16 protein-coding genes are annotated in these 20535 nt (G+C 59.2%); 10 read left to right on the top strand and 6 right to left on the bottom strand.

Annotated features, from left to right (window positions below; genetic code table 11):
* Window positions 1-26 precede the first annotated feature (26 nt).
* Window positions 27-263 carry a glutaredoxin family protein gene (locus AC1MEW_RS13395; protein ID WP_201191238.1) on the bottom strand — a complete coding sequence of 79 codons (237 nt, stop codon included), beginning with the start codon at window positions 261-263 and terminating at the stop codon, window positions 27-29.
* A 214-nt stretch (window positions 264-477) separates the two neighbouring features.
* Here AC1MEW_RS13395 and AC1MEW_RS13390 point away from each other — a divergent pair, with 214 nt between their 5' ends.
* Window positions 478-2190 carry a cation:proton antiporter gene (locus AC1MEW_RS13390; protein WP_201205507.1) on the top strand — a complete coding sequence of 571 codons (1713 nt, stop codon included), beginning with the start codon at window positions 478-480 and terminating at the stop codon, window positions 2188-2190.
* Here AC1MEW_RS13390 and AC1MEW_RS13385 read toward each other — a convergent pair.
* A complete protein-coding gene (locus AC1MEW_RS13385) occupies window positions 2187-3395 on the bottom strand; it encodes an ammonium transporter (protein WP_201255332.1) in 1209 nt (402 codons plus the stop codon). The two genes, AC1MEW_RS13390 and AC1MEW_RS13385, sit on opposite strands and share 4 nt — an antisense overlap.
* Window positions 3396-3701: 306 nt before the next feature.
* On the opposite strand from AC1MEW_RS13385, the gene AC1MEW_RS13380 reads away from it, so the two are divergent.
* The 8 genes from AC1MEW_RS13380 to AC1MEW_RS13345 all read left to right on the top strand — a co-directional run bounded on the left by AC1MEW_RS13380 (window position 3702) and on the right by AC1MEW_RS13345 (window position 15191).
* Window positions 3702-4016: an ElaB/YgaM/YqjD family protein gene (locus AC1MEW_RS13380; protein ID WP_201205511.1), complete on the top strand. Its 315-nt coding sequence runs from the start codon at window positions 3702-3704 to the stop codon at window positions 4014-4016.
* 1 nt (window position 4017) lies between these two features.
* Window positions 4018-4407 (top strand): phage holin family protein, encoded by a 390-nt coding sequence (locus AC1MEW_RS13375; RefSeq protein ID WP_201191242.1) that lies wholly within the window; start codon window positions 4018-4020, stop codon window positions 4405-4407.
* A complete protein-coding gene (locus AC1MEW_RS13370) occupies window positions 4404-4745 on the top strand; it encodes a hypothetical protein (RefSeq protein ID WP_201205513.1) in 342 nt (113 codons plus the stop codon). Before AC1MEW_RS13375 ends, AC1MEW_RS13370 begins: the two co-directional genes overlap by 4 nt.
* Before the next feature lie 126 nt (window positions 4746-4871).
* Complete coding sequence (locus AC1MEW_RS13365) at window positions 4872-6035, top strand: EAL domain-containing protein (protein WP_201205515.1); 1164 nt, start codon at window positions 4872-4874, stop codon at window positions 6033-6035.
* A 68-nt stretch (window positions 6036-6103) separates the two neighbouring features.
* Window positions 6104-7435: a deoxyguanosinetriphosphate triphosphohydrolase gene (locus AC1MEW_RS13360; protein ID WP_201255333.1), complete on the top strand. Its 1332-nt coding sequence runs from the start codon at window positions 6104-6106 to the stop codon at window positions 7433-7435.
* A gap of 469 nt (window positions 7436-7904) precedes the next feature.
* Window positions 7905-8531: a response regulator gene (locus AC1MEW_RS13355; RefSeq protein ID WP_480427226.1), complete on the top strand. Its 627-nt coding sequence runs from the start codon at window positions 7905-7907 to the stop codon at window positions 8529-8531.
* A gap of 8 nt (window positions 8532-8539) precedes the next feature.
* On the top strand, window positions 8540-12196 hold the full coding sequence (locus AC1MEW_RS13350; protein ID WP_480426628.1) for a transporter substrate-binding domain-containing protein: 3657 nt from the start codon (window positions 8540-8542) through the stop codon (window positions 12194-12196).
* 49 nt (window positions 12197-12245) lie between these two features.
* A complete protein-coding gene (locus AC1MEW_RS13345) occupies window positions 12246-15191 on the top strand; it encodes an HD domain-containing phosphohydrolase (RefSeq protein WP_480426627.1) in 2946 nt (981 codons plus the stop codon).
* A gap of 126 nt (window positions 15192-15317) precedes the next feature.
* On the opposite strand, the gene AC1MEW_RS13340 is transcribed toward AC1MEW_RS13345, so the two are convergent.
* Window positions 15318-15800 (bottom strand): GAF domain-containing protein, encoded by a 483-nt coding sequence (locus AC1MEW_RS13340; protein WP_480426626.1) that lies wholly within the window; start codon window positions 15798-15800, stop codon window positions 15318-15320.
* Complete coding sequence (locus AC1MEW_RS13335) at window positions 15797-16687, bottom strand: ATP-binding protein (protein ID WP_201191251.1); 891 nt, start codon at window positions 16685-16687, stop codon at window positions 15797-15799. The genes AC1MEW_RS13340 and AC1MEW_RS13335 overlap by 4 nt, the downstream gene beginning before the upstream one ends.
* A 166-nt stretch (window positions 16688-16853) precedes the next feature.
* On the opposite strand from AC1MEW_RS13335, the gene AC1MEW_RS13330 reads away from it, so the two are divergent.
* Window positions 16854-19175: a hybrid sensor histidine kinase/response regulator gene (locus AC1MEW_RS13330; RefSeq protein WP_322269222.1), complete on the top strand. Its 2322-nt coding sequence runs from the start codon at window positions 16854-16856 to the stop codon at window positions 19173-19175.
* On the opposite strand, the gene AC1MEW_RS13325 is transcribed toward AC1MEW_RS13330, so the two are convergent.
* Together AC1MEW_RS13325 and AC1MEW_RS13320 are read right to left on the bottom strand one after the other, a co-directional pair.
* A complete protein-coding gene (locus tag AC1MEW_RS13325) occupies window positions 19159-19620 on the bottom strand; it encodes a MarR family winged helix-turn-helix transcriptional regulator (protein ID WP_480426625.1) in 462 nt (153 codons plus the stop codon). The genes AC1MEW_RS13330 and AC1MEW_RS13325 overlap by 17 nt on opposite strands.
* Window positions 19617-20102 carry a glutathione peroxidase gene (locus AC1MEW_RS13320; protein WP_201205531.1) on the bottom strand — a complete coding sequence of 162 codons (486 nt, stop codon included), beginning with the start codon at window positions 20100-20102 and terminating at the stop codon, window positions 19617-19619. Before AC1MEW_RS13320 ends, AC1MEW_RS13325 begins: the two co-directional genes overlap by 4 nt.
* Window positions 20103-20535: the final 433 nt, after the last annotated feature.

The raw sequence follows: 20535 nt of genomic DNA, 5'->3' as shown, positions 1-20535 counted from the left end.
CGCAACACCGCGACGGGTGGGAACGTTCAGCGCAAGAACGCCACGACCTGCTCGGCATCGAAGGGCCAATCGAGTTCAGCGCCGCTATCAAGACGCCGCAACACCGGGATACGCAGGCCATAGTCCTCGACCCAATCTTCGTTTTCCGCGATATCGACCAACTCCACCAACAAACCGTGCTCGACCAAGGGCATCAGTTCTTCTTCGGCAAGTTCACACAGATGGCAACCCAGGGTGCCGAATAGCTGACATTCAGGAGGCATGACAAACAGACCAGGCAAAGTGAGGTTTCATTCTAGGCCCACCAAAGCTGTCGAGCCAATGACCGTAAGGCCTGGAGACATCCCCGGCAGTCGATTTCAAAAGGTTTCGGCAATTTCCTGATGCATATCATTTGCGCCGAATCCCGTTTGCGCGATGCTCTCGACTTTTTTGCCTCTACGCTTGGGTAGCCCGAAGTCGTCACCGGAGTTTTTTGTGTTTGCCAATCTGTTGATCATCCTTGCCTCCTCCCTGGTGGTCATTGCCTTGTTCCGGCGCCTGCGCTTGCCGCCGGTGCTGGGCTACCTTTGTGTGGGACTGATGATCGGGCCTACAGCACTCGACTGGGTGAACGAAAGCGACGAGCTACCTGACCTCGCTGAGCTGGGCGTGGTGTTCCTGCTGTTCTCCCTCGGGCTGGAGTTTTCCCTGTCGAAAATGCTCGCGCTGCGCCACGTCGTGTTCGGCCTTGGCAGCTTGCAAGTGCTGGGCTCCGGGATGCTGCTGGGGGCTTTGCTGATGCTGTTTGGTATGTCTGTCACACCAGCATTATTGCTCGGTGCCGGCCTGGCGTTGTCTTCCACGGCCATTGTCAGCAAGGAGCTTGGCAGCCTGGGTGAGATTTTCAGCAGTCACGGCCAGAATGCCATCGGCGTGTTGCTGTTCCAGGACGTAGTGGCGGTGTTGCTGCTGACCTTGGTGCCGGTGTTTGCCGGTAGCAGCGATCAAGCCTGGTATTGGGCGCTCCCCCTGACACTGGCCAAGACCGTGCTGCTGTTTGTTGGCCTGCTGCTGGCCAGCCGCTGGTTGCTGCCCCGATTGTTCCATGAGGTGGCCGCGTCGCGTTCCGCGGAACTGTTCGTGCTACTGGCCCTGGTGATTGTGCTGCTGACGGCCTGGCTGACGCACTTGCTCGGCCTCTCCCCCGCCCTCGGCGCTTTCCTGGCCGGCATGTTGCTGGGGGAAAGCCATTACCGACATCAGATCGAGGCCGATATCCGGCCGTTTCGCGACATTTTGCTCGGGTTGTTTTTTGTCAGTATCGGCATGTTGATCGACTTGCAGCTGTTTGCCAGCCACGGTCTGCTCATCCTCGGTTTGACCCTCTGCCTACTCTTGATCAAGGGCAGCGTGGTAGCCCTGCTGGTCAAATGGCGTGGCAGCGATGACGAGACAGCCTGGCGCAGCGGTCTGGCATTAGCCCAGGGTGGCGAGTTCTGCTTTGCCTTGATGGCGCAGATGCAGCAACACAAACTGATGCCCGCCGACCTCGGCGGCCTGCTGCTGGCCGCGACGTTCTGTTCGATGCTGGTCACGCCGCTGTTGCTGCGCGCCGCGCCACGCATCGCCGCACGCCTGCACCGTAAACCCAACGAAGAAGCAAAGCTTGAGGAAATCAGCGCGCTCAATGCCGGCCTGCAAGGCCATGTGGTGATTTGTGGCTACGGTCGTGTGGGGCAATCCATTGGCCGGTTTCTGCACAACGCGCAACAAACCTACATTGCCCTGGATAACGACCCCGTGCGGGTTCAGGAGGCTGCCGTCGGTGAACGCAGCGTGCACTACGGCGACTCACGCCGTGGCGAACTTCTGGCTGCCGTGGGGCTGGAACGGGCCAGGTTGCTGGTGATCGCGGTGGACAATAGCGACATTGCGTTACTGATCTTGAAGGAAGCACGCCGATATAACCCGAGCGTGCCTATCCTGGTACGCACTCGGGACGACAGTCAGTGGGCCGAATTGAAAGCGGCCGGCGCCAATGAAGTGGTGCCGGAGCTGCTGGAGTCGAGCCTGATGCTCGCCTCCCATGCGCTGATCATGCTGGGTTTGCCCGCGCATCAGGTTCAGGAGCGTGTCGATCAGGTGCGCCACGATCGCTATCGCCTGCTGCACCGGTTTTATCCCGGTGCAGAAGATGAAGAAAACTAGTCCTGGCTCACGGCGCCGATCTTGTGCACCGACAGGTCCGCGCCGTAATACTCCTCTTCCTGACTCAGGCGCAGCCCGTGGAACGCCTTGATCGTGCCATACACCGCAAAGCCACCGGCCAGTGCCACGACCACGCCCAACGAGGTCCCAAGCAACTGGCTGATCAGGCTCACCCCGCCCAAACCGCCCAAGGCAGTCTGACCGAAGATGCCGCAAGCGATCCCGCCCCACACGCCACACAGACCATGCAATGGCCAGACACCCAGCACATCATCGATGCGCCATTTGCCTTGGGCAGCGGTGAAGCACCAGACGAACAACGCCCCGGCAATCGCCCCGGTCACCAGTGCACCCACCGGGTGCATCAGGTCGGAACCGGCGCAAATCGCCACCAGCCCGGCCAGCGGGCCGTTATGCAAAAAGCCCGGGTCATTGCGCCCGACGATCAACGCCGCCACGGTGCCGCCGACCATGGCCATCAGCGAATTCACCGCCACCAACCCGCTGATACCTTGCAACGTCTGTGCACTCATGACGTTAAAGCCGAACCAGCCAACGATCAGAATCCACGACCCCAAAGCCAGGAACGGAATACTCGACGGTGCGAACGCCACCAGTCGACCGTCGCGATAACGCCCCTGCCGTGGCCCGAGCAACAATACCGCCGCCAGCGCCAACCAACCGCCCATGGCGTGGACCACCACGGAACCGGCGAAATCATGGAAACTGGCGCCAAAATGCTCCAGCAACCAGGCTTGAAAACCGAAGTTACCGTTCCAGATCATGCCCTCGAAAAACGGGTAGATGAACGCCACTATCAGCGCGGTCGCGCACAACTGCGGAACGAAGCGTGCACGCTCGGCAATGCCGCCAGAAATGATCGCCGGGATCGCCGCGGCAAACGTCAGCAGAAAAAAGAACTTCACCAGCGCGTAACCATGATCGGCATTGATCACCGCCGCCGGTTGCATGAAAGTGACGCCGTAGGAAATCCAGTAGCCTATAAAGAAGTAGGCCAGCGTCGAAATGGCGAAGTCGCTGAGGATCTTCGACAAGGCGTTGACCTGGTTCTTTTGTCGAACCGTGCCGACTTCCAGAAACGCGAAACCGGCGTGCATGGCCAAAACCATGACGGCACCGATCAGAATGAACAACGTGTTGGAGCTGTGGACCAGACTGTCCACAGCGCTTTGCAGATTTTCCATGGGGTTGGCAGACCTGAAGGCTAAAAAAGCACCAAAGCAGTTCGCGCAGGCAATCCATGCACCAAGTTGCGCCTTATCGGAACCATCGTATTGATTCCAATGAACCGCTTTGGCGCACAAGGCCGGAACCTTTGCGCGGGTTTTGATTATTTGAGTTATGGTTTTGCTCAAATCATGCACAGCAACAGCGCAACGGCGCGAGCTGACGCACCACGACATAGCAAAAGTTGTACCAGTCATTTGTACTGAACCTTCGCCCAAGGCTCATACTCGAACGCATCAGAAGCCACTTACGGAGATCTACCCATGGCCAGCATCAAGGCAAAGACTGCTCAAGAAATCCTGATGAACGATTTTCAAACCCTGGTCAACGACACCGAACGGTTGCTGGAACACACCGCGTCCCTGGCCGGCGACCAGGCCGATGAATTGCGCGACCAGATCCACGACAGCCTGCTGCGCGCCCGCGAAACCCTGAAGCTGACCGAAGACTCCTTGCGTGATCGCGGCCAGGCTGCGGTCACCGCCACCGAGGATTATGTTCAGGCCAACCCATGGCAATCGGTCGGCATCGCCGCCGGCGTGGGTTTCCTCATCGGCCTGCTAGCCACGCGTCGCTGATATGTCTATCGGCGAATCCGGCTCGTCCGCGACGGGCACCAGCGCTACAACGCGGCGCCTGGGTGCCGCATTTCTAGGGTTGCTGCACAGCCATGTCGAACTGTTCGGCATCGAATTGCAGGAACAGAAAGCACGCACCGTCAGCCTGTTGCTGTTTGCAGGCCTGGCGCTGGTCTTTGCCTTGCTGTTGCTGGTGGGGTTATCGACGCTGGTGATGATCCTGTTTTGGGACACCTACCGCCTGGCCGCGATCATTGGGCTTTGCGTGTTCTACACCCTGGCTGCGATATTTTGCGGGATGCGGCTCAAGGCTGCGGTCTTCGATGAGTCCTCACCCTTCCATGGCACCCTGGAAGAATTGGCCAACGACCGGGAGCGCCTGCTGCCATGAGCCTGCCTCAGCTACCTCAAAACAGTTCCCGCGCCGAAATGCGCAAGGCGCTGATCCGCTTGCGCATGGAAATGCACCGCCAGGAAATCCGCCAGGAATCCCGGCAACTGCTGCAACCCTTGCAGCGAGTGCGCGGGATGACACAAAACCTGCAGGACGGTTTCGGCATCAAGCACGCCCCGCTCTGGGGCGTGGCCGCCGTGACCCTGCTCGGTTTTCTCACCGGCAAGAGCGCCAAAAACGGTGGCGTCAGCAGCCTGACTCGCCTGGTTCAACTCGGCGCCAGCCTGGGGCCGCTGATCAAACTGGTCATGCAGGGCTCCTCACGTAAACCCTGATCAGCCGCTATCTGGCTGCATTCTTGCAATACCACCGGGATGAACCTCTCTATCGAGGGGTTCGATCCTGCCTACCTACCCGGTGACCAGGTTTATCCAAAAACAAGACCTTACCAAGGAGGCCTCGTGATCGACGGGCAACCGCTCGCCTGCTTTCAGCCGTTCATCGATACCGCCACTGGCCGTATCGCCGGCGTCGAGGCACTGGGTCGACTGCGTCAGGCCGATGGTCAATTGACCTCTGTGGGACCGTTGTTCGCCGACCCGCGAACCCCGGCCATCGCCCTGCGCCGTCTCGACCGACAGATCCGCGATAACGCCCTGAGTCGTTTGCACGAGGCCCCTGCGGACTGGTTTCTGAGCCTGAACATGTCACCACGCTGGATCAGCCGCCTGCGCCCGGACCAAGCTTTGCCAAGTCTCAAGCAATTGGCCAGGCATAGCGTCGATCCGCAACGCATTGTCTTCGAGATCACTGAACTGGGGGGCGACAGCCAACGTCTGGCCGAAGTGGTCGCGCGCTACCGACAGGCCGGCGCACGGATTGCGATCGATGACTTCGGTGCCGGTTACTCCCAACTCGATCGTGTGCTGGCCCTGCAACCGGACATTCTCAAGCTCGACATGCGCCTGTTTCAGGCCGCCGCCTTGGGCGGGCCGAGCAGCGAAGTGGTCAAGGCCCTGGCGCAAATGGCCGAGAAAACCGGGTGCTGGATCATCGCCGAAGGGGTGGAAACCGAGGCCCAGCTTAATTTCGCCCTGGAGTGCGGTTCACGCTATGTGCAGGGGTTTCTGTTCGCCCGGGCGCAAACCGGTTTCTTTGCCACCGATGCCTTTGTCGAACAGTTCGCGCAACTGCGCCAACGTTATGTTCAGCGCAAGCTGACGGAACGTGGCCGGCTGATGATCATGCGCCGGCAACTCACCGAGCTGATGGCCATCCTGCAAGACTGGGCTCAGGCCCGCGCGCCCCTCAGCGCTTTACCGCAACTGGATGCTTTTCCCTGGCTGTTGCGCTTCTACCAATGCGACCGTCACGGCACGCAACTGACGCCCAACCTTGAATGGCGCAACAACTGTTGGGAGGCCGACAACCGCTACCTGGGCCACAACTGGTCATGGCGCCCGTACTTCTATCACCTGCTGGCCGAAGGTTGGGATGAGCGTCGGCTAACCCTTTCCAATACCTACCGCGACGCCACCAGCAATCAGTATTGCCTGACGGCGGGACAGTTTTTCGACAATGGCGAGCGACTGCTGCTCATCGATATCGACGCCGCCGGGTTGTAGTTCTGCTTGCAGGCACTGATGCGAGTAAGGACACTGGGCCATCAGTCACTTGACGGAGAGACCCAGCCTTGGATTGGCAAACCCTGCTCACCCGAGAACGCCTCGGAAAGCCGCTGCACAGCCCGGAAGAACTCGGCCGCAGCCCTTTTCACAAAGACCACGACCGCATCATTTTCTCCGGCGCATTCCGCCGCCTGGGGCGCAAGACTCAGGTCCATCCGGTCTCCAGCAACGATCACATCCACACGCGTCTGACCCACTCACTGGAAGTCAGTTGCGTCGGCCGCTCCCTTGGGATGCGCGTCGGCGAAACCATCCGCAACGCCCTGCCCGACTGGTGCGAACCGAGCGACCTGGGCATGGTCGTGCAATCGGCTTGCCTGGCCCATGACATCGGCAATCCACCCTTCGGTCACTCCGGCGAAGATGCGATCCGTCACTGGTTCCAGCAAGCCGCCGGGCGTGGCTGGCTGGATGCAATGAGCGAGGTCGAACGCAACGACTTCCTCAACTTCGAAGGCAATGCCCAAGGCTTCCGCGTGCTCACGCAACTGGAGTATCACCAGTTCGACGGCGGTACCCGGCTGACCTACGCCACCCTCGGCACTTATCTGAAATACCCGTGGACAGCCAAGCACGCCGATTCTCTGGGCTACAAGAAGCACAAGTTCGGCTGCTATCAGAGCGAACTGCCGCTGCTGGAACAGATCGCGCACAAACTTGGCCTGCCGCAACTGGAAGACCAGCGCTGGGCCCGTCATCCGCTGGTGTACCTGATGGAAGCGGCCGATGACATTTGCTACGCGCTGATCGATCTTGAAGATGGCCTGGAGATGGACCTGCTGGAATACGCCGAAGTCGAATCCCTGCTGCTGGACCTGGTAGGCGACGATATACCGGAAACCTATCGCCTGCTCGGCCCACAGGATTCGCGCCGACGCAAACTGGCGATCCTGCGGGGCAAGGCCATCGAACACCTGACCAACGCGGCCGCGCGGGCCTTCGTCGAGCAACAGGACGCGTTGCTGGCCGGCACATTGCCGGGCGACCTGGTGGAGCACATGCACGGCCCGGCCAAGCGCTGCGTGCTGAATGCCAAGGACATGGCGCGTAAAAAGATCTTCCAGGACAAGCGCAAGACGCTGCATGAAATCGGCGCCTACACCACCCTGGAAATCCTGCTCAACGCCTTCTGCGGCGCTGCACTGGAACAGCACAACGGTCGCACACCGTCCTTCAAGAGCCGCCGCGTACTCGACCTGTTGGGTATCAACGCGCCCGATCCCCATGGCCCGCTGCATACATCGTTCCTGCGCATGATTGATTTCATCGCCGGCATGACCGACAGCTATGCCAGCGAAATGGCCCAGGAAATGACCGGCCGCTCGGTCCGCGGATAAAAAACGCTGAATCAGCCGTGTCAGATTCTTCTGACCGGCTGATTGAAGTGGCTTGCCCTTCACCGCATTTCAACGCGCGCAGAGTGGCCCTAGAAGTTGCTTTGATCCAGCTTGCCGGCCGCCGGGGAATGATCCGATACCCCTTGCTGGCATACATGACCAAGCCACTGAAAAACCCGGCTTTAGAAACTAATTGACCTTGATCCAAACATAAACCCTGGCAAACTCCCGACACTTTCAAGTGCAATCAATTACAGCATGCAACTCGCAATGTAAACATCATCACGTTCCGATTACACAATCAGAACTTTCGCATTTCCTCATTGGAAACCTAGTTGATACGTAGGCCCATTCCTTATCAATTGTAGGAAACGTCCTGTATTGCCGCTATAGACCCGCCAGTTCATGCGCCCCCTCAATTAACTGAGCTAAGGTGCGCGCTTTATTCGCGCTCGTATGGGACTTGATTATGAACTCCGTTTTTATTGTCGACGATCACCCCGTCATCCGGCTTGCTGTCCGGATGCTGCTGGAGCATGAGGGTTATAAAGTCGTGGGCGAAACCGATAATGGGGTCGATGCCATGCAGATGGTTCGCGAATGCATACCTGATTTGATCATTCTCGATATCAGTATTCCCAAACTCGACGGACTGGAAGTACTCGCTCGTTTCAATGCCATGAGCACACCGTTGAAAACACTGGTGCTGACAGCACAATGCCCAACACTTTTCGGCATTCGCTGCATGCAATCCGGGGCCTCGGGGTATGTGTGCAAACAAGAAGATCTCAGTGAACTGGTAAGCGCCATCAAGGCTGTACTTTCCGGTTACAACTACTTCCCCAGCCAGGCCTTGAACCCCGTGCGCCCGGATGACGCAAGGTATGCAGAACTTGAGCTGTTCAAGTCAGTCAACGACCGTGAATTGATGGTATTGCAACTGTTCGCCCAAGGGCGCACCAACAAGGAAATCGCCAAAGGCATGTTCCTGAGCAACAAGACTGTCAGCACTTACAAGAAACGACTCATGCAAAAACTCAAGGCCAAATCCCTGGTAGAACTCATCGAGATGGCAAAACGTAACGCGTTAGTGTGAGAGACAGGATGCCCAGTCGCATAAAGGATTATCTAATAACATTGTGCGCGGGTTTATGCCTGAGCACCTCAGTGTCCGCAGCACACACTGACGTCGAGAACTACAGCCTGCTCAGCCGCTCAACCGGCGGACACGTGGAAGTCCAACTGGATAAATCTCAACGTCAATGGGCACACAACAAGCGCGAACTGACACTGGGCACATCAGCCCCCGACTACCCGCCTTTTGACCTGACGGTCAGTGGCCGTGACTATGAAGGCTTCACCGCCGACTTCGCCGGGATCCTCGGCCGGGCCATGGGGTTGCCGGTAAAGGTTCAGCGCTACACTTCGCGCCAGGCTGCCATCGAGGCGCTGCAAAAGGGCGAGGTCGACCTGCTCGGCACAGCCAATGGATTCGAAGCAGGCAATTCCGATATTGTGCTTTCTGCGCCCTATGCCGTAGACCAGCCGGTGCTGGTGACCCGCGAGGGGGAAACCCGATCGCTGACCGACGGCCTCGCCGGGCTGCGACTGAGCATGGTGTATCACTATTTACCGCGCGAGGAAGTGAAGGCGCTGTACCCGAAAGCGATCATCACCGACTACCCCTCCTACCAGAATGCAATCAATGCAGTGGCCTTCGACCAGGCTGATGTCTTTCTCGGCGACACCATTTCAACCCACTACATGATCAACAAGGGTTACCTGAACAACGTCCGCATGGCCAACTTCGGTAAACACGAAGCCCACGGCTTCAGCTTCGCGGTGCACAAGGACAACCCGGATCTGTTACAGATCATCAACGCGACGCTCAAGGCCGTCCCCACCAGCGAGCGGGAAAGCATCGCCAAGCGCTGGAGTGCCGGCAGCGACATTCTCCTCACCGATCACAAGCTGCAACTGACTGAACGCGAACAACGCTGGCTGGCAAAACACCCGGTGGTGCGTGTGGTGGTCAACGAGGCGTTTGCGCCGCTGACGTTTTTTGACAGCAACGGAAACTTTCGCGGCGTCACCGCCGACCTTCTCGAACTGATCCGCTTGCGTACCGGTTTGCGCTTTGACATCCAGCGCAGCCGCGGCGACAACCAAATGATCGCCCTGGTCAAAGACAATCAGGCCGACTTGATCGCCGCGCTGCTCCCCAGCGCGCAACGCGAGACCCAACTGAACTTCAGCCGCCCCTACCTGGAAAACTCTTTTGTCCTGCTGACGCGTAAATCCGCCGACAGCGCGACAAACCTTGCGCAACTGCACGGCAAACGCCTGGCCATTGCCCAGGGCAACCCACTGATGGACTACCTGCGCCGCGAGTTCCCACGGATCCAGCTGATTGAAACGCCGGACACCTTTCACGCGGTGGAACTGCTCGCCGAGGGGCAAGTGGAAGGCGCCGTCAACTCGCTGATCATCGCCAACTACTTCATTTCATCGCGAATCTTCGAACACAAACTGCAAATCACCACCACCATCGGCACCCAGCAGGCCGCGTTCTCCATGGCCACCGCGCGGGGTGCTACGGAACTGAATGCCATCCTCGATAAAGCGCTGCTGAGCATTGCGCCGGAAGAGCTGGGGGTCATCAACAGCCGTTGGCGTGGCTACTCGGCGGCCTCGGAAAAAACCTGGAACAACTTTCACCGGGTGTTCTATCAGATTGTGATCGGTGCCAGCGTGCTGTTGCTGATTTCCATGGCCTGGAATGCCTGGATGCGCCGTCAGATCAAACAACGTCAGGCGGCTGAGCGCGCGCTTAACGATCAGTTCGAATTCATGCGCTCGCTGGTCAACGGCACGCCTCACCCGATATATGTACGCGACCGCCAGGGGCTGCTGCAAAGTTGCAACGACAGCTACCTGGAGGCTTTCCAGGCGAAGCGCGAAGACGTGATCGGTAAGAGCATCATGCAGGGCAACATGAATAATGCCTTCGAAGCCCGGGAATATCAGGCTGACTATCAACGGGTCGTCGCCGAGGGCTCACCGTTGATCGTCGACCGCCCGCTGCACATTGGCGGCCGCCGGCTGACGATCTATCACTGGATCCTGCCCTATCGCGATTCGAGTGGTGAAGTGCAAGGCATTATCGGCGGCTGGATCGACATTAGTGAACGGCGACAACTGTTCGATAAGTTGCGCGCGGCAAAAGAACAGGCCGATGAGGCAAACCGGGCCAAGAGCACCTTTCTGGCCACCATGAGCCACGAAATCCGCACGCCGATGAACGCGGTGATTGGCATGCTTGAATTGACCCTCAAACGCATGGATCAGGGTCATCTGGATCGTTCGTCCATCGAAACCGCGTACTACTCGGCGAAGGACTTGCTGGAGTTGATCGGCGACATTCTCGATATAGCGCGGATCGAATCAGGGCGCCTGAGCCTGAGCCCGGAGCGCGTCAACCCGGGTGAAATCGTGGCCTCGGTGGTGAGGATTTTCGACGGCCTGGCCCGGCAAAAAAATCTTCGCCTGCTGCTGGAGTTCAATCCGCCGCAGCCGCCCGTGGATGTGGTGCTGGACCCACTGCGCTTCAAGCAGGTGCTGTCCAACCTGGTCAGCAATGCCATCAAGTTTACCGAGCAGGGTCAGGTCAAAATTAGCGTCGACTTGCTTCCTGACGATGAGCCCGGACGTACGCAGATGCAGGTGCAGGTACACGACAGTGGTGTCGGCGTCAGCGAACAGGATCAGCAACGGCTGTTTGAACCCTTCGCCCAGATTGACAACAACGGGCAGTTGGCCCGGGGCGGCGCAGGGCTCGGTCTGGTCATCAGTCGCAGTTTGTGCGAAATGATGGGGGGCAGCCTGCAACTGAGCAGCCAGCCGGGGGTTGGTACTCAGGTCAACGTTTCACTGCACTTGGCGACGCTGCCGCGCGAGCTGGCACCAGACCGGGTCGAACCACACATCCCCACCAGCGACGCGCCCTTGAACGTGCTGGTGGTCGACGATCATCCCGCCAACCGCTTGCTCATGTGCCAACAACTGGAATACCTCGGGCATCGTTTTACCGGTGCCTGCGATGGCCAGGCGGGACTGGAAGCCTGGACGCACGAAGCCTTCGATCTGGTGGTGGTTGATTGCAACATGCCCATCATGAATGGCTACGACCTGGCCTGCGCCATTCGCCTGCTGGAACAGCAACAGCACCGCCCTCCCTGTACCGTGCTGGGTTTTACCGCCAACGCACAGCCGGAAGAAATACACCGCTGCAAGCAAGCCGGAATGAACGATTGCCTGTTCAAACCCTTGAGCCTGGCTGCGTTGAGCCAATGGGTCGAAAGCATCAGGCCGGCCCTGCGCAACCAGCCATTCAATGTCGAAGGACTGGACCTGTTGACGGGTGGCAATCCGGAGCTGGCACAGCGCCTGATGGCCGAGCTACTGAACAGCAATCGCCTGGATCGACAGGAGTTGCTGGCCTTAACGCGACTGGAGCCCCGAGTCGAAGGCCGCCAGGCACTGATCAACGTCGCACATAAAATCAAAGGGGCGGCCCGAATTGCCCAGGCTACCCGATTGATCGAGTGTTGCGAGGCCCTCGAAAAAGCCTGCCACGACGCAGCGCCGGCGGATGAAGTCGCCCGATGCAATCAAGCCATGGACCAGGCCATGCTCGAACTGGAGCGAGCGTTACTGCACCAGATTGGCCTCAACACCAACAGCAAAATAGTGGAGCCTTAACTATGCTTGGACGCTGAGCAGTGCGTTAACCACTATGGAGAGACCAGCGATGCCCAGCCCACTGCGCCCGGATCAACGCCGGTTTCCCCTGCACGTCCATATCAGCGTCATGTTCACGTTCCTGTTGTTACTGACCGGCGTGGTGCTGGGGATTTTCAATTACCGACAAACCACGCAGATCATTCTTTCCAGCAGTGAAAAGCTCTTCAATCGCATCGAGCAGGATGTACGCCTGGACCTGCAAACCACCTATGAACCCATTCGCCACCTACTAAGCCTGTTGGCCGATCTGCCGGCCACCCAGGCCCCGGCTCTTGAACCACGGCTGGCATTGCTCAAGCCGTTCAGCCAATCGCTCAAGGACAACCCCGACCTGGCTTCGCTGTACCTGGGCTACGGCAATGGCGATTTCTTCATGGTTCGGCCGCTGCGCACCGATACCCTCAAGACGCTCCTCAAGGCCCCGGATACCGCGGCCTATCAGGTCTGGAGCATCGAGCGTCACGACAGCGCCAATCAGGTCGTTTCCCAATCCTTGTTCTACGATCAGGCCCTGAACCTCATCAGCCGCCAGGACGTGTCCGACGAAAACTACGACCCTCGGACCCGCGCCTGGTTTACCAGCGCTCGTGCGGATGCAGACCAGATCACCACCGAACCCTATATCTTTTTCTCCACCCACAACGTCGGCACCACTCTGGCCCGACGCAGCGGCGACGGCGCGGTGATGGGCGCCGACCTGACCCTGGCCGAACTCTCCGCAACCCTCGCCAAACACGTCGTCACCCCCAGTACCGAAATCGTCCTGTTCGATGCCCAAGGCAATGCCATTGCCTACCCGGACGCCAGCAAACTGATCATCGACGACCAGAGCGCCCGCCTCAGCAAAGCTGCGGACCTGAGCCCTGGCCTCGGCGCGCTGCTCGCCAATTCGCCAGCAGGCAATCGCCTGGAGGTTGACGGCCGGCAGTGGATCTTTGCCCGCAGCAGCATGCAGGAAGGTGGCCCCCAGGGCTTGCAATTGGCACTGCTGGTGCCTGAAGACGAGTTACTCGTCGATGCCTATCGCATGCGCTGGCAAGGCGCTCTGATCACCCTGGCCACTTTGCTGCTGTGCCTGCCGCTGGGCTGGCTGACGTCGCGAATTCTGGTCAATCCCCTGCATGCCTTGGTGAAGGAAGCCGATGCAATTCGCAGTTTCGATTTCAACTTTCCGGTGAGCCGCCGCTCGCCAGTGCTGGAAGTCGATCAGTTGAGCGTGTCGATGGCGCGGATGAAGGACACCCTGGGGAGTTTTTTCCAGATCACCGACAGCCTGTGTGCCGAAACCCGCTTCGCGCCGTTGCTGCAGCGAGTGCTGTTTGAAACGGTAAAAATCGCCCAGGCCCAGGCCGGTCTGATCTACCTGCGCGAAGGCGACGGTGATCGAATTGAACCCCATGGCCTGGTCATCAATGGCCTGTCCCAGGCCTTGCCGTCGTTTGATATTCAAGGGCATGAACTGCAAAACCCACAGAACCCAGCGTGGTTACAACGGCTGGCGAATACCGAGAACGTGGTTGCCAGCCTGGGTTTCGAACAGGCCGGGGATTTGCAGAAGGTGCTGCTCGCGATGGAGAGCCCGCGGGTGCACCTGATCGGTATTCGATTGCGCAACCGGCATAACGAAACCGTGGGCTTGCTGGTTCTGCTGCTGGCCGACAGCGGCAGCCAAAGCGACCTGGAAAAACTTCGACCGGATCGCATTGCGTTTCTTCAAGCGGTGTCCGGCGCCGCAGCGGTGAGTATCGACAGCCAACGTCTGCAGGCGAAACAAAAACAACTGCTCGATTCCTTCATTCAACTGCTGGCCGGCGCGATCGACGCCAAGAGCCCCTACACCGGCGGCCATTGCCAGCGGGTGCCGGCGCTGACCCTGATGCTCGCCCAGGCGGCTGCGGCCAGTCAGGCCCCGGCCTTCAGCGGCTACCATCCCACCGAAGATGAGTGGGAAGCCTTGCACATTGCGGCCTGGCTTCACGATTGCGGCAAGGTCACAACGCCCGAGTATGTGGTCGACAAGGCCACCAAACTGGAAACCCTGAACGATCGCATCCACGAAATTCGAACCCGCTTCGAAGTGCTCAAGCGCGATGCCTGGATCAACTATTGGCAGGCCATCGCCCTGGGTGGCGACGAGCAGCACCTGGCCGAACTACGCAATGCCGTGCTGGCGGGGCTGGACGATGACTTCACCTTTGTCGCCCGCTGCAATCTGGGCAGCGAAGCCATGGCCGAAGCCGACCTCAAGCGCCTGAACACCATCGCTCAACAGACCTGGACCCGAACCCTGGATGATCGACTGGGGGTTTCCTGGGAAGAGAACCGTCGTCAGGCGCGCACCCCGGCGTCGACACTGCCGGTCAGTGAACCGCTGCTGGCGGACAAACCCGAGCAACTGTTCGAACGCGCCGAAGGCGAACTGATCCCGGCCGACAATCCCTGGGGCTTCAAACTTGATGTGCCGCGCTACAAATACAATCGCGGCGAGCTCTACAACCTGAGCATTCCCCGGGGCACCCTGACACGCGAAGAGCGCTACATCATCAATCACCACATGGTGCAGACGATCCTGATGCTCAGCCACCTGCCCTTTCCAGGCCATCTCAACAACGTTGCCGAGATCGCGGGCGGCCACCATGAAAAAATGGACGGCACCGGTTATCCCAAACAGTTGAAGCGCGACGACATGAGCCTGCCGGCTCGGATGATGGCAATTGCCGATATTTTCGAGGCGCTGACGGCGGCAGATCGCCCCTACAAAAAGGCCAAGTCCTTGAGCGAAGCGTTGGGCATCATGGCCACGATGTGCCGTGACGCCCATATCGATCCGCAATTGTTCGAGCTGTTTATCAACGAACAGATTTACCGGCAGTACGCCGAGCAATTCCTCGATCCAAAACAGATCGACACCGTGGACCCGGCAAGCCTGCTGGTGAAGGCAGGCTTACGCTAACACCGTAAATCCCCTGTGGGAGCGGGCTTGCTCGCGAAAACGGTCTGTCAGTCAACATCAATGTTGAATGTTATGGCCTCTTCGCGAGCAAGCCCGCTCCCACAGGTGGTACGCGTTAACCGATGATCAGCAGTCGGTCAGTCGCAGGAAAATCGCTGCCAGTTGCTCGATGCCGGCCTGATCGACAGCGGTAAACCGCGCCAGTTTCGGGCTGTCCAGATCCAATACGCCGATCAGTCGACCGTCCTTGACCAAGGGCACCACCAACTCACTGTTCGACGCGCTGTCGCAGGCGATGTGCCCTGGAAACGCGTGAACGTCTTCGACGAGTTGAGTCTGCAAGGTCGCCGCAGCAGCCCCGCACACGCCCCGGCCAAACGGAATTCGCACACAGGCGATCTGACCCTGGAATGGGCCAAGCACCAGCTCTTCGTTGCGATTGAGGTAAAAACCGGCCCAGTTCAGGTCATCGAGCTGGTTAAACAGAAACGCCGAAAACTGCGCCGCGTTGGCGATGAAATCCCGCTCGTCCGCCAACAGCGACTCCAACTGCGCCCAGAGCATGCCGTAGCCTTCGAGGCCCTGGCCGCTCTTTTGTAAATCGATCATGCCTTGTGCTCCAACAGCTTGAGCCCGACCCAATAGCGAGCAAATTGATAGGCGCAACGTCCATTGCGATTACCCCGGCCAGTGGCCCAACGGACCGCGAGGATGTCCAGCTCTTCAGTGCGCTGCCAGGCCAGGCCGGCCTTGTCGGCCAATTGCCCGATCCAGTGCTCGACGACGTTGAGGAAGTGTTCCTGGGTAAACGGATAGAACGACAGCCACAGACCGAAACGATCCGACAGTGCAATCTTGTCCTCGACGGCCTCACTTGGGTGAAGCTCACCATCAACGCGTTTCCAGTTCTCGTTGTCGCTTTCCTTTTCCGGCACCAGGTGGCGACGGTTGGAAGTGGCGTACAGCAGAACATTGTCCGGCGCCTGTTCAAGGGAGCCGTCGAGCACGCTCTTGAGCACGCGGTAGTCGCCCTCGCCCGACTCGAACGACAGGTCATCGCAGAACAGCACGAAACGCTGAGGGAATTTGGCGATCTGCTCGACGATACGCGGCAAGTCCGCCAGGTGATCGCGTTCGATCTCGATCAAGCGCAAACCGGCCTCGGCGTGTTCGGCGAGCAACGCGCGAACCAGCGACGATTTACCGGTGCCACGCGAACCCCAGAGCAACGCGTGGTTGGCCGGCATGCCGTCGAGGAACTGTTGGGTGTTGCGCCCCAGTTGTTCAACCTGGCGGTCGACACCGATCAAGTCGGTCAAACGGGTGTCGAGGCTGACTTGCAGCGGCAGCAGAAAACCGCTGCGGCCCTCACGCTGCCAGCGCGCGGCCAGGCAGTGCGCCCAGTCGATAGTTTGTCTCGGTGCCGGCAACAGCGGCTCGATTCGGGCCAGAACGGCATCGGCGCGTTCAAGAAAAGCATTCAATCGGGAATCCACGTCTTCTCCTCGGGCACGTTTCACAGTAATGATGGCGACAAGAGCAACCCAACACAGTGTTCAATAACCGGCCCATCGTTGAATCTTGGGGCCGGGGAACATCGGTATCCCTGCATGATCGACTATGCTGGAGCAGCGAAGGGAAACGGAAGTGGTTCAACACCCAATGGATATCAAGTTCACCCACCGGCTTTCTTACAAGCAAGCCCGGCTTACTGTGCTGGTCGGTTTCATATTGGGCACATTGCTCAGTCTGGTGCAAATAGGCATCGATTATGCCAGCGAAGACGCCTCCATCAACCGCGAAATACTGTCTTTGCTGGAAATCAGCCATAACCCGGCGTCACGTATCGCCTACAACATCGACGCCGAACTCGCCCAGGAATTGACCATGGGCTTGCTGCGCTCACCAGCGATCATCAGCGCGCAATTGACCGACAACAACAATACCGTGCTGGCCAGCGTCAAACGCCAGGGCATGGAAAGCGGTTATCGGGTGATCAGCGACTTCCTGTTCGGCGCCAACCGCCAGTTCGAAGATCGCCTCTTCCTCGACCACTTGCCCGACGAATCCCTCGGCACCCTGCAGCTGGAGGTCGACACCTATTCCTTCGGTAGCCGCTTCCTGCGCCGGGCCGAAGTGACATTGCTCAACGGTTTCGCCCGCAGCCTGATCCTGACCGGCATCCTGCTGGCGCTGTTTTACGTGATGCTGACCAAGCCACTGGTACGGGTCATCCGCGAACTCAGCGGCCGCGATCCACGTAGCGCGGAGCCGACATGGCTGGAGTACCCGGCGGGGCATGAAAACGATGAAATCGGTGTGCTGGTCAAAGTGGCCAATCAACAGTTCGAAAACATCGCCACGGAAATCCAGCAACGGCGCAACGCTGAAAACCGCCTGACCGACTACCTCGAGCAACTGGAAAATATAGTCTCGGCCCGCACCGCCGAACTCAAGGCCATCAACACCCGGCTCAGTCAGTCCAACGAAGAACTGGAAGTCGCCCGCCAAACGGCCCTGGACATGGCCGAAGCGCGCTCGGCGTTCCTGGCCAATATGAGCCATGAAATCCGCACGCCGCTCAACGGCCTGCTGGGAATGATCGCCCTCTCGCTCGACGGCCCGCTCAATGCCGAGCAACAGCAACAACTGTCCATCGCCCATGACTCGGGCAAAGTACTGGTGGAACTGCTCAACGATATTCTCGACCTGTCGAAATTCGATGCCGGCCAGCTGGAGCTCGAACACATTCCGTTCGACCTTGGCTCGCTGATCGAGGACACCGCCAACCTGCTGTCCCAGAATGCCGCGCCCAGCGTCGAACTGGCCTGCCTGATCGATCCGCAGTTTCCGGCGCTGGTACTGGGCGACCCGACCCGCGTCCGGCAGATTGTCAGCAACTTGCTGTCCAACGCCCTCAAATTCACCCGTTTCGGGCGGGTCGATGTGCGTCTTTCAACGTTCGAGGATGGTGTGCGCATTGAAGTGTGCGACACCGGCATCGGGATCGCCCAGGACGCGCAGGTCAAAATCTTCCAGCCCTTCACCCAGGCCGGCGCCGGCATTACCCGGCAATTCGGCGGCACCGGGCTGGGCCTGGCCCTGACGTACAACCTCTGCGAAGCCATGCAAGGACGGCTGACGATCAGTTCGGAAGCCGGGTTTGGCAGCCAGTTCTGCGCCGACCTGCCGCTGCCCGCCCACACCCGCGCCATTGCGCCTGCACCGCTGCAAGGCAAGGTCATAGCGATTACGGCAGCCAGCAGCGGCTTGGCGGAACTATTGAAAGGCCTGCTGCCTTTATGGGGGCTCGAATATCAGCAGCGCTCCATTGAAGATTCGTTGCTCGGCCTGGAACCCGATGTATTGATCACCGACTGCCCGGAATGCCTGTTTGGCCTGCGCCCTACGTTCACGGCGCCGATCCTGTTGGTGACGGCCTATGGCAGTTTCATGCCCAGCCAAGAAGCTGCCGCCTTGGCGCCCTTGCAGCAACAGGCGCGGCCATTGGCGCGCAACGCGCTGTACCAGACGCTACGACGAGTCTTGCAACCGGACACCACGACAATCAACGACGCCCGCCTCGACGCCCTCACCCCGCAACGCCGCGGTCGGGTGCTGCTGGTGGAGGACAACCCGGTCAATCAGTTGGTGGCCAAAGGCATGCTCGGCAAGCTCGGTTGCGAGGTGATTGTCGCCGCCCACGGCGCCGAAGCCCTGGATCAACTTGAGCTGGGGGAATTCGACCTGGTGCTGATGGACTGCAACATGCCGGTGATGGACGGCTACGAAGCCAGTCGGCACATCCGCCGCAGCGGGCGCTGGCCACAATTGCCGATCGTCGCCCTGACCGCCAACGCCATGTCCGAAGAACGCGAGCGCTGTCGGGTGGCGGGCATGAGCGACTACCTGGCCAAACCCTTTCGACGAGAGGAACTGGCCGCTTTGCTCGACCAGTGGATACCGGCTAGGACAGCGCTTTGATCTGCCCCAACAACTGATCAAGGCCATCGCGCAGTTCATTCAGGCGATTCAGGTCCACACCGCTGTCGCACAGGAGGCGCGCCTTCAGCGGCCCGACCTGCTCGCGCAAGGCCAGGCCGGCTGGCGACAGGCTCAAGTGCACTTCCCGCTCATCTCGCGCCGAACGCTGACGCTGGACCAGTTGCAACTGCTCAAGCCGCTTGAGCAACGGCGTGAGCGTGCCGGAGTCCAGCGCCAGGCGTTCGCCCAAGGCCTTGACGGTCGGTTGCTCCGGGGCCGCGTCCTGCCATTCCCACAACACCAGCATCGCCAGGTATTGCGGGTAGGTCAGGCCGAGCTTATCGAGCATCGGCTTGTAGCCACGAATCACCGCCCGGGACGCGGCATACAGCTTGAAGCAGAGCTGGCTGTCGAGCTTCAGGGAGTCGGCGGACACGGTGTTCATTTGAGCAAGGCTTCGATCTCGGCGCTCAAATCCTGCGGCTTGGTCGCCGGGGCAAAGCGCTTGACCATTTGGCCGTCCTTGCCGATCAGGAACTTGGTGAAGTTCCACTTGATGCCCTGGGAACCCAGCAGGCCTGGTGCACGTTTTTTCAGTTGAACGAACAGCGGATGGGCGTCAGAGCCGTTGACGTCGATTTTTTTGAACAGCGGAAAGCTGACGCCGAAGTTCAACTCGCAGAATTCGGAAATCGCCCCTTCGTTACCGGGTTCTTGCTTGCCGAACTGGTTGCAGGGAAAGCCGAGCACTACCAGGCCTTGATCCTTGTAGGTCTGCCACAGCTCTTCCAGACCTTTGTATTGCGGGGTAAAGCCGCACTTGCTCGCGGTATTGACCACCAGCACCGCTTTGCCGGCGAAGTCGGACAGGGTCTTTTGTTCACCCTTGATGGTGGTGACCGGGATGCTCAGCAGGTTGTCGCTCATGATTCGGGCTCCAGATGTAGGAAGAAGCACTGAACATAGCGAGCAATTGAATTGTGTGCAATTTAATAAATCGATTCGACTGCTTAATGGGCAACACGATTGCGTAGGAGCTGCCGAAGGCTGCGATCTTTTGATCTTGCCTTTTCTCGAGATCGCAGAAGATCAAGATCACAAGATCGCAGCCTTCGGCAGCTCCTTGTATCTCGACTATCGCTCCGTCAGGAGCGATAGTTCTCGACTGATCATCGAGGGAGGGACCTGGAAGCCGTGCAGCTCCTTAGGCTTTTTGCCTGTGACGTAGATCGTGCTCCAACCCTCCGCACTCACTCGTATAGTTCGAACGGTATCTTGGGCCCGCCTCTGGCTAGAGCCCGCATTCGCAAGGTCGGGCAGAGTGCAGTGATGATCGCAATTGATCTGATTGGGAGAGTGT

The sequence above is a fragment of the Pseudomonas sp. ASL4 genome (genome assembly GCF_056680395.1).
The sequence above is the reverse complement of the archived record's forward strand: the minus strand, read 5'-3'. Positions and strand labels throughout refer to the sequence as shown.